General features: G+C 41.7%; 10 protein-coding genes, 1 pseudogene and 1 CRISPR repeat array. Of the genes and pseudogenes, 9 read left to right on the top strand and 2 right to left on the bottom strand.

Going from position 1 to position 14,701, the window contains the following annotated elements; genetic code table 11:
* The 7 genes and pseudogenes from LIZ66_RS20115 to csn2 form a co-directional block, all read left to right on the top strand.
* The coding region (locus LIZ66_RS20115; protein WP_408611558.1) for a DUF6783 domain-containing protein at positions 1-183 on the top strand (183 nt) is incomplete at its 5' end.
* 243 nt (positions 184-426) lie between these two features.
* Positions 427-720 carry a response regulator gene (locus LIZ66_RS14175; protein WP_226837023.1) on the top strand — a complete coding sequence of 98 codons (294 nt, stop codon included), beginning with the start codon at positions 427-429 and terminating at the stop codon, positions 718-720.
* Complete coding sequence (locus LIZ66_RS14180) at positions 707-883, top strand: hypothetical protein (RefSeq protein ID WP_227200945.1); 177 nt, start codon at positions 707-709, stop codon at positions 881-883. Before LIZ66_RS14175 ends, LIZ66_RS14180 begins: the two co-directional genes overlap by 14 nt.
* A 196-nt stretch (positions 884-1,079) precedes the next feature.
* Complete coding sequence (gene cas9, locus LIZ66_RS14185; protein WP_227200946.1) at positions 1,080-5,207, top strand: type II CRISPR RNA-guided endonuclease Cas9; 4,128 nt, start codon at positions 1,080-1,082, stop codon at positions 5,205-5,207.
* 17 nt (positions 5,208-5,224) lie between these two features.
* Positions 5,225-6,100, top strand: coding sequence for a type II CRISPR-associated endonuclease Cas1 (gene cas1, locus LIZ66_RS14190; protein ID WP_226837029.1), 876 nt, complete (start codon positions 5,225-5,227; stop codon positions 6,098-6,100).
* Between the two features lie 4 nt (positions 6,101-6,104).
* Positions 6,105-6,410, top strand: a complete 306-nt coding sequence (cas2, locus tag LIZ66_RS14195) for a CRISPR-associated endonuclease Cas2 (protein WP_226837031.1) — start codon at positions 6,105-6,107, stop codon at positions 6,408-6,410.
* Between the two features lie 23 nt (positions 6,411-6,433).
* A pseudogene (csn2, locus tag LIZ66_RS14200) lies at positions 6,434-7,083 on the top strand (type II-A CRISPR-associated protein Csn2).
* 49 nt (positions 7,084-7,132) lie between these two features.
* Positions 7,133-7,630: direct repeats of the CRISPR family, unit length 36 nt; unit sequence GTTTGAGAGTCTTGTTAATACGGAAGGAATTTAAAC.
* 182 nt (positions 7,631-7,812) lie between these two features.
* Here the strand turns inward: csn2 and LIZ66_RS14205 are convergent.
* Together LIZ66_RS14205 and LIZ66_RS14210 are read right to left on the bottom strand one after the other, a co-directional pair.
* The gene (locus tag LIZ66_RS14205; RefSeq protein WP_226837032.1) at positions 7,813-9,192 is read right to left on the bottom strand and encodes an aldehyde dehydrogenase; all 1,380 of its coding nucleotides are present in this window, start codon (positions 9,190-9,192) and stop codon (positions 7,813-7,815) included.
* A gap of 296 nt (positions 9,193-9,488) precedes the next feature.
* A complete protein-coding gene (locus LIZ66_RS14210) occupies positions 9,489-10,709 on the bottom strand; it encodes an iron-containing alcohol dehydrogenase (protein WP_195699072.1) in 1,221 nt (406 codons plus the stop codon).
* 368 nt (positions 10,710-11,077) lie between these two features.
* Between LIZ66_RS14210 and LIZ66_RS14215 the strand changes: the two genes are divergently transcribed.
* Positions 11,078-13,957 (top strand): NYN domain-containing protein, encoded by a 2,880-nt coding sequence (locus LIZ66_RS14215; protein ID WP_173716920.1) that lies wholly within the window; start codon positions 11,078-11,080, stop codon positions 13,955-13,957.
* 131 nt (positions 13,958-14,088) lie between these two features.
* The gene (greA, locus tag LIZ66_RS14220) at positions 14,089-14,589 is read left to right on the top strand and encodes a transcription elongation factor GreA (protein ID WP_118582273.1); all 501 of its coding nucleotides are present in this window, start codon (positions 14,089-14,091) and stop codon (positions 14,587-14,589) included.
* The last annotated feature ends 112 nt before the right edge of the window (positions 14,590-14,701 follow it).

Raw genomic sequence — 14,701 nt, forward strand, 5'->3', positions numbered from 1 at the left:
TCTCCCACAAATTGTGACACACATCTTGCAGAAAGCCTTTTTCAAACACGCTCTAAAGCAGTTAAATCATCAATCGGCATAATCATTCACCTCAAATATATTTTATCGTTCCGATTTGCACAAAGGAATAACCTTATTGTACCTGCAAAGCAGTATGATTATGCTGATTTTGTGAGGAGATGAACGAGGACAAAGTTATATTGATCGAGTAAAAAAATTATAATATACTCTGCGTTACCGCTTAGAATAAGACACCATTGTATTTGTGGTTGTATCAGTGATGCTGAGAAGTGGACTGGTATTTGACTAATTTACCAAACTACAAAAAAACTCTTGTTGCTGGATGAACGTTTCTTAAACATAAGGGAAATAATGCACTTCATCATAAATTCAAAAAACTATGTTATTTTATAAATTGGAGGTGGAATGATGCAGAAGATTTTAATTGTCGAAGATGATATTGACATTCAGGATATATTGAAAAACCATCTGATTGATGCAGGCTATGAAGTTGCTGTTGCTTCTGACGGCGTGGCGGGGATTGCAATGTTTGATGATACAATCGACCTTGTGCTGTTAGACATCATGCTCCCTAAAATCGACGGCTATGGTGTATGTGAGGTCATTCGCAAAAGGTCACAAGTCCCTATTATTATGCTTACTGCGCTTTCGGATGAAGAAAACCAGTTGCGGAGGAGGGGGTATAATGATACCGGATGAGACTGTCAGTAAGCTGTGGAATCACCCGGAAAGAATAAAAGAGTCTAAAAGTCTTTTTGGGAAGGGGATTCTGAGCTATAGGGCTGTTTTTGATCTGAAAAGTGCAATCAGCATGAAATGTAAAGCTTATACAAATGTGATAAAAATAAATGAAAATACATAAAAGCAATGGTTGAAATGCCTAAGACATGATAGAATAATAGAAAATAAAAAAGCCGTGGAACACGACTTTTTCTGCCGCACCCTGCGGCGTCAGATGACGGTTTCGGGTTTCCCCTTATTTGAACTCGTCTTGTTAATACAGTATTACTGTAGCATCAGATATCGGGATTGTCAACTAGATTTTGGGAGGATTTCCTATGCATACAGATAAAAAAGCAGATTATTACGTGGGACTGGATATGGGTACCGGCTCCCTGGGTGGCGCGGTTATCGATTCGCAATATCATTTAATGAAAGTGAAAGGAAAAGATTTCTGGTTTGTCAGAGAATATGAGTCGGCACAGCCACAGCTGAAACGGAGAACACACAGAATCTCCAGAAGAAAATTACAGCGTCATCAGGTAAGAATCAGATTGCTCCGGTCTTATTTTGCAGAGGATGTGCTGAGACACGATCCACTCTTTTATATCCGCCAGGATAACAGCAAATATTACCGGGAAGACAAAGATTCCAGACTGAGGACAAAAGACAGTCTGTTCGCAGATCCCGGTTATGGAGACAAAGAGTATTATAAAGAATATCCTACGATTTTTCATTTGCAGCAGGCGCTTTTAAAAGATGAAGTAGCAAGTGAGGAACGATATTCCAGACTTTTGTATCTGGCGTTGATTCATCTGTTTGAACATCGGGGACATTTCCTTCTGAATACAGATTCCGGCGATTTGAATGCGGATATGGTAAAGGATGCCGGAGAAACGGTGATGAATTATATCTGCGAGTCTACAGAAGAAGCGAACGGTGATGTTTCTTATAAGCAGATCATAGAGAAACTGGCAGATAAAGAAATTTCCAGAAGTACCAAAAAAGATAAGATAGCTTCTCTGCTGGGAATAAAAAGATCGGACAAAAAGCAGATGGAGTTGGTCAAGTGTTTATGCGGTATGGATGCGGATGCCAGAGTAATGTTTCAGCTGGAAGCAGATGAAAAGATAAAAGTAGCATTTCAACAGGCGTCTTTTGAAGAAGAAAAAGAGGAAATCGAGGCGGCTGTTGGGGAAGAGTATTTTTTTATCATAGAAAGTATGAAACAACTGTATGATTACAGTCAGCTGCAGGCTGTGTTAAAAGGATTCGATTATCTTTCAGATGCCAGAGTAGCGATGTATAACAAGCATAAGGAAGATCTGAGACTTCTGAAAAAAGTGTATAAAAGAGATCTTGGTCAGGAAGCATATGACCGTATGTTCCGTTCCAGTGAAAAAGGAAGCTATTCTGCGTACTGCAATTCTCTGAATTCTACAGATTCGCTGGCGGCAGAACAAAAATATAGAAGAAACATGAAAAACGTGAAAGAACGTGGAAAGGGAGATCTGCATGACCGAATCAAGAAAGATCTGAAAAACCTTGCTAATGAAGAAACAACAGTTATTTTAAAAGAAATTGAACTGGAACAGTTTCTGCCCAAACAGATGACCGGAGCCAATGGAGTAATCCCCAATCAGGTACATCAAAAAGAGATGAAAAAGATTCTTGAGAATGCAGAAAAACATCTGGATTTCCTGAAAGAAACAGATGACAGCGGTTATACGGTTTCCGAAAGAATCCTGATGCTTTTTTCCAGAAATATTCCTTATTATGTAGGACCGGTAGGAAACGGATCAAAGACCGGCTGGGCTGTGCGCAGGGAACAGGGGCAGGTACTTCCCTGGAATATGGAACAAAAGATTGATATGAATGCGACATCCGAACGTTTTATTACCAATCTGATCCGTGAGTGTACCTATCTTTCCGGAGAAAAAGTACTGCCGAAGCAATCCTTGTTATATGAGGCATACTGTGTACTGAATGAAATCAATAATCTGCGGATCAATGGAAAACGTATCGTTCCGGAAGTAAAGCAGGATATCTATAAAGAATTATTTCAGGGTGTCAGACTGGGAAAGAAAGTAACCAGAAAAACACTTTGTTCCTATCTGATGAACCGGGGAATTTTGAAAGATGAGTCGGAACTTTCCGGTATTGATAAAGAAGCGAATGCCTATCTGTCATCTTATGGAAAAATGTATGCAGTCTTTGGCGAGCGGATGAGAGAAGAAGCAATACAAAAGGCAGTAGAAGAAATCATTTATTATGGAACTATCTATGGAGACTCGAAACTGATGTTCCGGAAAAAATTAGATCAGTATATCTCCAGTGGAATTCTTACGGAAAGTCAGGTAAAGAGAATCTCGGGTTACAAATTTAAAGACTGGGCAAGAATTTCCAAAAGTATGCTGTGCCTTTCTGGGCGTGATAATAGGACCGGGGAAATCCTTTCTCTGATTCGGGCAATGTGGGAGTATAATCTGAATTTTATGGAACTGCTCCACAGCGAAGAATTTACTTTTAAAGAAGAATTAGAAAAAAGAAAGCAGACGATACAAAAAACACTGAGTGACTTCCAGTTTGAGGATTTGGACGAATATTACTACAGTGTACCGGTGAAGCGGATGATCTGGCAGACGGTTCAGGCATTAAAAGAGATCACACAGATTATGGGGCATTATCCGAAACGAATTTTTATAGAGATGACCAGAACAGATGAAGAAAAAGGGGAACAGGGAAGAAAGAATTCCAGAGAAAAAAGACTGTTAAAGCTGTATGAGAATATCAAGGACGGAAGAAATTGGGAAACAGAAATAAAAAATGCCAGTGCATCCGGCAAACTCAACAGTAAAAAACTGTACCTGTATTATCTACAGATGGGAAAAGATGCTTATACGGGCAATGATATTGATATCGAGGATTTGTTTAAAGATAACAGATATGATATTGACCATATTTATCCAAGAAGTTTAACCAACGATAACAATATGGAAAATAATCTGGTGCTGGTGTCGAAAAAGATCAATCAGGATGATAAACAGAATGTTTATCCAGTGCCGAAAAAGGTAAGAGAGAATCCAAAGGTCCGGGAACTGTGGGCAGTTCTTCATAAAATGGGATTTATGAACGATGAAAAATATAATCGTCTGACGTCGAATGAAAAACTGACAGATGATCAGTTGGCAGGATTTATTGAGAGACAGCTGGTGGAGACAGCGCAGGGGGCAAAGGGAATCGCAGACCTTCTGAAATCTTTAATGCCGGGAACGGAAATAGTGTATGTAAAAGCGAGAAATGTATCGGATTTTCGGAAAGAATACAAGATGCTGAAAAGCAGACTGATAAATGATTACCATCATGCACAGGATGCCTATCTGAATATTGTGGTGGGAAATGTTTATTTTACGAAGTTCACCAGAAATCCTCTGAACTATGTGAAGAAGGAAGCACGGCGTGACGGCAAAAATTACAATTATAATCTTTACAAAATGTACGGTAAGGATGTAGTAAGAAACGGAGAAATTGCGTGGATTGCATCTAAAAATCAAGAACCGGGAGCGATTCGTCTGGTAAAAGAAGTGATGGAGAAAAACACTCCGATGATTACAAGGCAGACATTTGAACAAAAAGGGGAACTGTTTAATCTTCAGCCAGTAGGAAAATATTCTGCAAAAGCAGAAAATTATGTACCGTTGAAAGCAAAGGATGAAAAACTCCAGGATGTAACAAAATATGGTGGATATACTTCTTTGAAACCGTCTTACTTTGTTTTCTTCGAACATGGATCGGAAAAGAAGAGAAAGAAATGTTTTGAAGTAGTACACAGTTATTATGCTTCACAGATAAAAAATAAAGCAGATCTGACAAAGTTTCTGGAAGAAAAGGGATATAAAAATCCACGGGTGATTGCAGAGAAAATCAAAAAGAATGCGCTTATAAAATATAATGGATATTTTTTATATATTGTAGGAATGGATGCAAGAAAGAATGTGGAATTTTCCAATGCGACGGCGATGTGCCTGAAATATCCTTATGTACAATATATTTGTAAGCTGGAAAGACTACGTGCAGCGATGTTGTTGTCAGAAAAGCAAAAAATGAGTCTGCGCTGGGATGAAAAAGTAACAGGGGAGAAAAATCTGGAATTATATCAGGAATTGACAACGAAACATTTGCATGCAATCTATGCGGATCATCCAAAATGTATAGGAACATGTCTGGAAAATGGAGAAAGCTCTTTTAAACTTCTTGGCATAGAACAACAAGTGATGCTTTTATGTGATATTGTTGAGTATACCTCTTTTCAAAAAGGAACATTTTCGCTGCAGGCAATCGGCGGCCAAAAAGAAGTAGGAAGAATACGAATCTCCGGAAATATGACAGATGCAACAGAATTGAAACTGATCCATTATTCGATTACCGGAATGTATAAAAAAGAAGAGGATTTACTGCATATGTAAGAATGGGGGGAATGTTTATGAGCTGGCGGACAGTGGTAATATCCAGTACGGCAAAGCTGGATTATCAGATGGATTATTTGGTGATTCGTAAAGATGATGTGACTAAGATTCATCTTTCAGAAATTGAGAACTTAATGGTTGAATCAACAGCAGTTTCACTGACCGCCGCTCTTTTGTGTGAACTGACAAAGAAAAAGATAAAAGTAGTCTTTTGTGATGAAAAAAGAAATCCATCTTCTGAATTGATTGGTTATTACGGCGCTCACGATACGTCGCTGAAGGTCAGAAATCAGATTGCCTGGTCGGAGGATATCAAGAAACACGTATGGACAGAAATCGTAACGGAGAAGATACGAAAGCAGGCACAGCATCTGAAAATATGGGAACGGAAGGAAGCGGATCAGCTTTACGGCTATATCAGTGAAATCGAATTTGGGGATGCCACGAACCGGGAGGGACATGCAGCAAAAGTGTACTTCAATGCCCTGTTCGGAATGGATTTTACCAGAAGTGCGGAGAATGTTACCAATGTAGCTTTGAATTACGGATATTCGTTATTATTGTCTGCGTTTAATCGTTGTGTGGTGGCAAATGGTTATATCACACAGCTTGGTTTGTTTCACGATAATGTATTTAACCAGTTTAATCTGGCATGTGATCTGATGGAGCCATTTCGTCCATTTGTAGATCTGAAAGTAAAAAGGATGGCATTTCCATTCTTTGAAAAAGAAGAGAAACATGAGATGATCTCATTGCTGAAGGAAGAAGTGACTATAGCTAACCGAAACGAATACTTGACAAACGCAATCAGAATCTACACCAAGAGTGTTTTTGACGCATTAAACGATAATGATATATCACAGATAAAATTTTATAAAACAAATGAGTTATAGATATATGAGAGTAATGGTATTTTTTGACCTGCCGGTGATTACCAGTGCAAACAGGAAAGATTACAGGGAATTTCATAAATATTTGCTAAAAACCGGATTTTTGATGATGCAGGAGTCTGTATATTGTAAACTTGCGCAAAATTCCACGATGGCGGATGCGATTGTGGAAAATATAAGAAAAAATAAGCCGGCAGATGGACTGGTGCAGGTGTTGAAGATAACAGAAAAGCAATTTGGAAAGATGGAATTTATCATCGGTACGAAAAAGAGTGAGATCCTGGATACAGATGAAAGGGTGGTAATCCTTTGAGACTTGTGAATACCAGATTAGGGATGGAAATAGAACTATATGAAAATCAGGTTCTGAATCTGACCATCGAGACACCGGAACGATTTGCAGAAGTTGTATACAATGTTAGTAAACAGGTAGAAGGGGAAGAAGGAGACTTTATTCTTTCAGATATTGAAAAGGAACTCTCTCTGGAGAGAAAAGCAATCATGGTCAGCAATCCTCTGATGGTTAATTGTAATGAGAAAAAATTTTATCCAAACTTTATAAGAATCTGTCAGAGACAATCTCAGAAGATTACGCAGAAGAATTTGCAAGCGTGAATCAACAGATTTTATGCTTTATGGATAAGATTGTGAATACTTCTGCATATAATCTCACATTTGATATTGATTTTCCGGCAGCAGGGCTGATAAAATATTGTAATGTACATGTGGATTCCTGTTATCATAGTCTTGCAGAAAAATTTATAGATTATCTGAGAGCTATGAAAACAATCTGCAATACAGACATTGTGTTTGTGCTGAATCTAAAGCAATATTTCGGTATAGAGGATCTGAGAGAAATTTATAAACATTGTTTTTACACGAAAACTTGTCTGGTCAATTTGGAAGGAATAAAAACCAACCCAATCGAAGGTGACAGATATATAATCGTGGATAAGGATCTTTGTGTACTGGACCTGTCGTATTAACAGCTATCTGTCGAAAGATAGTAATGACTCGGTGAGAATCGGATTTGAGGTTTGAGAGTCTTGTTAATACGGAAGGAATTTAAACGATTCCAACGTCAAGGGTTATCGTGCAGCAGTTTGAGAGTCTTGTTAATACGGAAGGAATTTAAACAACAGAATAATAATGGTATCCTGTGGGTATGTTTGAGAGTCTTGTTAATACGGAAGGAATTTAAACCGTAACGGTGGTTTCGGATCAACTGACAAGGTTTGAGAGTCTTGTTAATACGGAAGGAATTTAAACCTCACCCGTCAAGAAGCTGAGAAGAAGTTGGTTTGAGAGTCTTGTTAATACGGAAGGAATTTAAACGCCCCTGCATGCTGTTTAACAGTCCGTCCAGTTTGAGAGTCTTGTTAATACGGAAGGAATTTAAACAGTCCAATAGAGGATCAGTAGACTGGCGCTGTTTGAGAGTCTTGTTAATACGGAAGGAATTTAAACTTTCGTCGTCGTTTGTCAGCCCTTGCGGGCGTTTGAGAGTCTTGTTAATACGGAAGGAATTACGCTAAAAACCAGCATAAAATATCAAAAAGAGTATGACAGAGATACAGAGCAGGAAATCCTGGCATTATTAGAAAAAAGCAGCAATGCAAAAGACTTTTCCTGGGAATCCAAAATTGAAGAGGTGGATGAAATTCAAAAGGACCGCGTTTATATCAATGATGTAAGGCTGCGGTCCTTTTGTTATATTATTTCAGAAACAGGTGTATCAGTTTGTCGTAAATCCGTCTGTAAGGCTGATATCTCATCGGCAGGTCGATCCATGTCTTTTTGTCTACAATGCTCTTGTAATGGGAAAAGGTTTCGAAGCCTTTCTGACCGTGATAGCCTCCCATACCGCTTTCCCCGAAACCGCCGAATGGCATTTCGCTGGTGGCGAGGTGAATGATCACATCATTGATACAGCCACCGCCGAAGCCACATTCAGAGGTGACTTTTTCGCAGATGGCTTTGTCCTGGGCAAAAATGTAAAAAGCCAGAGGATGTGCCATGGAATTTACATTTCGGATTACTTCATCTATGGAATTAAAGGTAAGGACAGGCATTACCGGACCGAAAATTTCTTCCTGCATTACGGCATCTTCGAAGGTTACCTGGTCCATGACTGTAGGCTCGATCTGTAAAGTCTCCGGACAGGCATTGCCGCCACAGACAACCTTGGCAGGATCGATCAGGTTCAAAATGCGGTTGAAATGCTTTTCGTTGATGATCTTTCCGTAATTTTTGTTATCCAGAGGCGACTTACCAAATTGCTTACGAAGCTGTTTCTGAATCTGCTTCAGAAGCTCATCCTTCACTTCTCTGTGGCAGTAAATGTAGTCAGGGGCTACGCAGGTTTGTCCACAATTCAGATATTTTCCAAATACAATACGTTTGGCGGCAAGCTTGATATTTGCAGATTTATCTACAATGCAGGGGCTTTTTCCCCCAAGCTCCAGGGTAACAGGAGTGAGGTGCTCGCTGGCATGGCGCATAACCTCTTTTCCCACAGCCTGGCTGCCGGTGAAAAAGATGTAGTCAAAGTGCTCCTGGAGAAGGCAGGAGTTTTCCTGGCGTCCACCCATAACAACGGCTACATATTCTTCCGGAAAACATTCGCGGACGATTTCGCAGATGATATTGCTGGTGGCAGGAGAATAGGCGCTGGGTTTTAATACTGCAGTGTTTCCGGCGGCGATGGCGTCTACCAGTGGATCAAAGGTGAGAAGGAAGGGATAGTTCCATGGACTCATGATCAGGGTGACACCGTATGGGGACGGCTTCATGTAACTTCTGGAATGAAACTGGGCAAGTGGTGTGTGCACTGTTTTTTCTTTGGAAAGAGAGCGGATGTGCTTCAGCATATAGGTAATCTCACTGAGAACGAGACCGGATTCGCACATATAGCTCTCGAAGCTGCTTTTTCCAAGGTCTGACTTCAGGGCAGCATTGATCTGCTCCTGGTGGGACTGGATGGAGGTTTGCAGCTTTTTCAGGGCAGTGATGCGAAAGTCAATATTTAAGGTAGCACCTGTATAAAAATAGTTCCGCTGCTTGCGGATGATTTCCTGGATTGCTTCCTGGGTCATGGGAAAGTCCTTTCTGAGTATTTATAATTTATTTGATGATACCAGTGTCAAAAGGTCAAAAAGCTGTTCGTGCTTGCACGATAAGGCTTTTGAGCTTGGGACACGCCAAATATGAGAAAGTAGCGATTTACGCAGTAAATCAGCGGATTTCGAATATTTGGAGGATTGCGGGAGCAGCGTAGCTGCGTAGCAATCCGGGTATCAAATGAGTGTCAAAAGACCTTTTGACACTCATTTAAATTGAGATTAATTCATGTAATGTTATAAAGGTGACAATATGGCATTTTACCAGCTTTTTATTGCACTGTGTTTTCTTTAGCCGGTATCAGCATATAATAAAATTTCTCCAGCTCCTGTGCATCCATCAGTACCGGTACCGGATACAGCGGATTCGCCTCTTTGTCCGCATAATGGGATAGCTTCGGAATGTCTTCTTCTTGGATTTCCGGGATGGTATCGCCGATTCCGAAGCGGGCCTTCATGTCTTTGACCGCCTGGATAAAGTTTAATGCGGCTTCTTCTTCCGGTGTTTCTTTGGAGGCAACACCGGCGGCAACAGCAAGGGCTGCCAGCTTCTTATAAATCGTTTTTCCGTAAGCTTCCAGAACATAAGGGAGAAGTACAGCGTTGGCAAGTCCATGTGGAACATTGTATTGTCCTCCCAGAGAATGGGCAACTGCATGTACATAGCCTACATAGGATTTTGTAAAAGCGCAGCCAGCGAAATAAGAGGCGCGGAGCATATTCCGGCGCGCTTCTTTATTGCTTCCGTCGGTGTAAGCAGTGTCCAGATTTTCGAAAATCAGCTGCACTGCATCCCGGGCATTTTTACGAGTGCCTGGTGTAGTGGAATTACCAATATAAGCTTCCACTGCGTGGGTGAGTGCGTCCATACCTGTAGTAGCGGTGATGAATGGTGGAAGGCTTAATGTGACCTTGGGGTCAAGCACAGCGTATCGGGGAATCAGCGGGAAGTCATTGATGGCATATTTATGCCGGGTTTCGGCGTCCACAATTACCGCTGCCAGTGTAGTTTCGCTTCCGGTTCCTGCAGTGGTTGGAACGGCGATAAGAAGTGGAAGCTTTTTGTGCACTTTCAGGATTCCTTTCATCTTTGCAAGAGACTGATGAGGTTTGGCGACTCTGGCACCTACTGCCTTGGCGCAGTCCATACTGGAGCCTCCGCCGAAGCCTATAATGGCCTGACAGTTATTTTCATGATAAAGTTCAAGTGCCTCAGCCACATTCACAGTGGTAGGATTTGCTACTGTTTTGTCATAAAGGATATAGGGAATGCTGCTGTCTGTCAACACTTTTTCAAGGCGGTCTGTAAGACCAAGCTTATGGATTCCTGCATCTGTAATAATCAGCACATTTTTACATTTTTTCTTTTTCAGCACATCGGGAACGGCTTTCAGACTGCTGATGATCTCAGGATTTCGGTATGGCAGGAATGGAAGGGCAAATTTGAATACATTCTGAAAAATCCGACAGTATATTTTTTTTAAGGGATTCATATGGAAGTTCTCACTTTCTGTTGATACACGCTCTAAAATATAACGTTGTATCAATCGGTTCTATTGTGTAATTGTTCAGTACCTTCACAGCTACATGCTTTGTGGAATAATTACTTTATTATTGTACTTTTTTTATCACGTATGAATTATACCATGTTATCAAATATTGTAAAGATAAAACAATTTTATTATAAAACAAATTTTGGCGTTCATAGCATAACACGCTCTGGTGATTTATTGAAAATAATGAAATAAACACCTGTGTCTCGACTGGCGCCTTCTGTTGTGATATACTGAAACAAGAGATTTTTACAGCAGGAGGCGTTTTCGTGGGTGAACAGTCAGAGAAAATAAAGAAAAATATTTGTATGGGGCTGTTGGCCCATGTAGATGCAGGAAAAACTACATTGTCAGAAGCACTTTTATATTTAAGCGGCAAGATACGAAAGCTTGGAAGAGTGGATCACAAGGATGCATATCTGGATACCTCTCCCCTTGAGCGCGAGCGGGGAATCACGATTTTTTCCAAGCAGGCAGTGCTGGAATTCCCGGAAACAAGAGTTACCATTCTGGATACGCCTGGGCATGTGGATTTTTCTGCAGAGATGGAACGTACCTTGCAGGTTCTGGACTATGCAGTGCTTTTGATTAACGGTGCAGATGGTGTGCAGGGACATACGGTGACTTTATGGAAATTGCTTGAGCGGTACCAGATCCCCACATTTATTTTTGTGAACAAAATGGACCAGGATGGAACGGATCACGATGCTCTTTTGACCGAATTGAAAAAAAGGCTGAATGAGAACTGCATGGATTTTTCAGAAAATGAAAATGCTGATGGGGATTTGGAACCGGAATTACCGGCTGGTGAAAAAGAACAGCAGAATTTGATGGAAAATAAATTTTCAGAAGAATTTCTGGAGAGCCTTGCTATGTGTGACGAGAAACTGCTGGAAAAATATCTGGAAACAGGAGAAGTATCCAGGAGAGAGATCACCGGTCTGATTGCAGATCGAAAGGTTTTTCCATGCTATTTTGGCTCTGCATTGAAAATGGAAGGAGTAGAGAAGCTGATCCGCGGAATGGACAGGTACACCAGATGTCCGGTATATCCTGAGGCTTTTGGTGCGAAGGTCTATAAGATTGCCAGAGACGATCAGGGAAACCGTCTTTCCTATATGAAGATTACAGGCGGGGCACTGAAAGTAAAAGAACTTCTTACTACCAGCAAGGGAAATGTGGCAGCAGGAGAGGACGTGTGGGAGGAAAAGGCTGACCAGATCCGGATTTACTCTGGCGCCAGATTTGAATTGGTGAAAGAAGTGCCCGCGGGAACCGTGTGCGCAGTGACAGGCCTTTCTCATACTTTTCCTGGACAGGGACTTGGCGTGACAGAGAACTCCAATATGCCAGTACTGGAGCCGGTACTGAACTATCAGATTATTTTGCCAGAAGGCTGCGATGTGCACCAGATGCTGAAGAAGCTGAGAGAACTGGAAGAGGAAGATCCTCAGCTTCATATTGTATGGGACGAGCAGCTGGGAGAAATCCACGCCATGCTCATGGGAGACGTGCAGATCGAAATCCTGAAAAGGCTGATCTGGGAGCGGTTCCATGTGGCTGTGGATTTTGGAACGGGAAATATTGTATATAAAGAGACCATTGCGGCACCTGTGGAAGGTGTGGGACATTTTGAGCCTTTGCGCCATTATGCGGAGGTTCACCTTCTTCTGGAACCAGGGGAGCAAGGAAGCGGAATGCAGTTTTTTACCGCCTGCAGTGAGGATGTGCTGGACCGGAACTGGCAGAGACTGATCCTCACCCATCTGGAAGAAAAGGAACACAGAGGAGTGTTGACTGGTGCACCGATCACAGATATGCAGATTACCCTGCTTACCGGACGGGCCCACCAGAAACACACAGAAGGCGGAGATTTCCGTCAGGCTACTTATCGGGCTATCCGCCAAGGGCTTAAGAAAGCACAGAATGTTCTGCTGGAGCCTTACTATGAATTTCGGCTGGAAGTGCCGGTGGAGGTTGTTGGCCGTGCAATGAATGATATCCAGAAAATGCAGGGAACTCTTCTTCCTATGGAGACAGAGGAAAATACCGCTATTTTGAAGGGAAAAGCGCCTGTTTCGACTATGCGCGATTACCAGAAAGAAGTAGTTTCTTATACAAGGGGAATGGGAAGGCTGTTCTGCAGTTTAAAAGGATATGAGCCTTGTAAAAATCAAGATGAGATCGTGGAACAGATCGGCTACGATTCTGAGCGGGATCTGGATAATCCTACCGGGTCTGTATTTTGTGCCCATGGAGCCGGATTTGTGGTGCCATGGTATGAAGTGGAAGAGTATATGCACCTGGATACTGGGATTATGGCAGAGTTTGAGGACGATCTCAGCGAGGAAGACTGGGAGGATGCTGCGTCAGGCTCTGGAAATCCTGCAAGTGGAGACGGTACTGCTCAAAGTGCCAGAAATTCAGCATGCAGTGGAGCTGGCAGTACAGGAACTGCCAGAAATACATCTGGAAGTAGAAGTCGTGCGGGAAGTGGTTACCAGCCGCCGGAATCTGCCTACCGTGGAAGCTATGAGGATGACAAAGAACTTCAGGCCATTTTTGAGCGTACCTTTGGTCCGGTGAAAAGAGACCGCGTGTCTTCTTATAAAAAAGTGGTAAGTGCCCTATCTTATTCTGGCAGCAGTTCTTCTGCAAAAAAAGACCAGGAAGAATACCTTCTTGTGGATGGTTATAACATTATTTTTGCCTGGCCGGAGCTGAAAGAACTGGCAGATGCGGATGTCCGTGCAGCACAGACGAAGCTGATGGATATTTTAAGTAATTATCAGGGATATAAGAAATGTACTTTGATTCTTGTATTTGATGCTTACAAGGTGGAGGGACACCAGGAGGAAGTGCTTACTTATCACAATATTCATGTGGTTTACACAAAAGAAGCGGAGACTGCCGATCAATATATTGAAAAAACAGTCCACAAAATCGGCAGACAGCATCAGGTAACGGTTGCTACTTCAGACGGACTGGAACAGATTATCATTATGGGGCAGGGCGCCAGTCGTATTTCCGCAAGAGGTCTGAAAGAAGAAATCGAAGAGACCAGAAAGCAGCTCCGCCAGGAATGGCATCAGCACCGCCAGTCCAGTCATACCTATCTTTTTGATCATGCAGATGCTGAGACTGCGAAGCTGATGGAAGAAGTCCGACTGGGGAAAAAGAAATTATAGGGTTTCTGTTTATGGAGTGAACAATAGCATTATTGGAATTAATGTTTTCCATTGGTAATTTGACAAACTCTTTGCCATCTGTTAAGGTGGTGTGCAAAGTGGTGTTGCAGCTATAAAGGAGATGTATAAAAATGAGAGAGAAGCTCACCAAAAAAGACGTAGAGAAAATTGAACAGGAGATTGAGCACCGTAAGCTGGTTGTCCGCAAAGAGGCAATTGAGGCAGTAAAGGAAGCACGTGCCCAGGGCGATTTAAGTGAGAATTTTGAATACTACGCTGCCAAGCGTCATAAGAACCAGAACGAGAGTCGCATCCGCTATCTGGAGAATATGTTAAAAACAGCAACCATCGTTTCTGATAAATCCTGTAGTGACGAGGTTGGAATGGATGACATTGTAGAAGTTTATTTTGAGGAAGATGACGAGGTTGAGAAATATAAGCTTGTTACTTCCATCCGGGGAAATTCCATGGAGAACAGAATCAGTATTGACTCTCCGATTGGCATGGCACTGAAAGGTCATAAGATTGGCGACAGAGTGGAAGTAAAGGTAAATGATAGTTACAGTTACTTTCTGGAAATCCGCTCCATCGATAAAACCCATTCAGAGGAAGAGGAAATCCGAGGATTTTAAAGGTATCAGAGTCTTTTTCAAACAGGCTCTAGAACGAGTCTGATGATGTTATTCCGCGAAGTGTGTAACAGTGAAGATACTGAATCATTACATGTATTATATAAAAATCCCT

This window comes from Blautia faecis, assembly GCF_020554845.1.
GTDB lineage: Bacteria > Bacillota > Clostridia > Lachnospirales > Lachnospiraceae > Blautia_A > Blautia_A faecis.

Bases quoted from the DNA above. Each gene is read 5' to 3' on its own strand.
- LIZ66_RS14175 (WP_226837023.1), top strand. From the start codon at position 427: ATGATGCAGAAGATTTTAATTGTCGAAGATGATATTGACATTCAGGAT.
- LIZ66_RS14180 (WP_227200945.1), top strand. From the start codon at position 707: ATGATACCGGATGAGACTGTCAGTAAGCTGTGGAATCACCCGGAAAGA.
- cas9 (WP_227200946.1), top strand. From the start codon at position 1,080: ATGCATACAGATAAAAAAGCAGATTATTACGTGGGACTGGATATGGGT.
- cas1 (WP_226837029.1), top strand. From the start codon at position 5,225: ATGAGCTGGCGGACAGTGGTAATATCCAGTACGGCAAAGCTGGATTAT.
- cas2 (WP_226837031.1), top strand. From the start codon at position 6,105: ATGAGAGTAATGGTATTTTTTGACCTGCCGGTGATTACCAGTGCAAAC.
- LIZ66_RS14205 (WP_226837032.1), bottom strand. From the start codon at position 9,192: ATGACCCAGGAAGCAATCCAGGAAATCATCCGCAAGCAGCGGAACTAT.
- LIZ66_RS14210 (WP_195699072.1), bottom strand. From the start codon at position 10,709: ATGAATCCCTTAAAAAAAATATACTGTCGGATTTTTCAGAATGTATTC.
- LIZ66_RS14215 (WP_173716920.1), top strand. From the start codon at position 11,078: ATGGGGCTGTTGGCCCATGTAGATGCAGGAAAAACTACATTGTCAGAA.
- greA (WP_118582273.1), top strand. From the start codon at position 14,089: ATGAGAGAGAAGCTCACCAAAAAAGACGTAGAGAAAATTGAACAGGAG.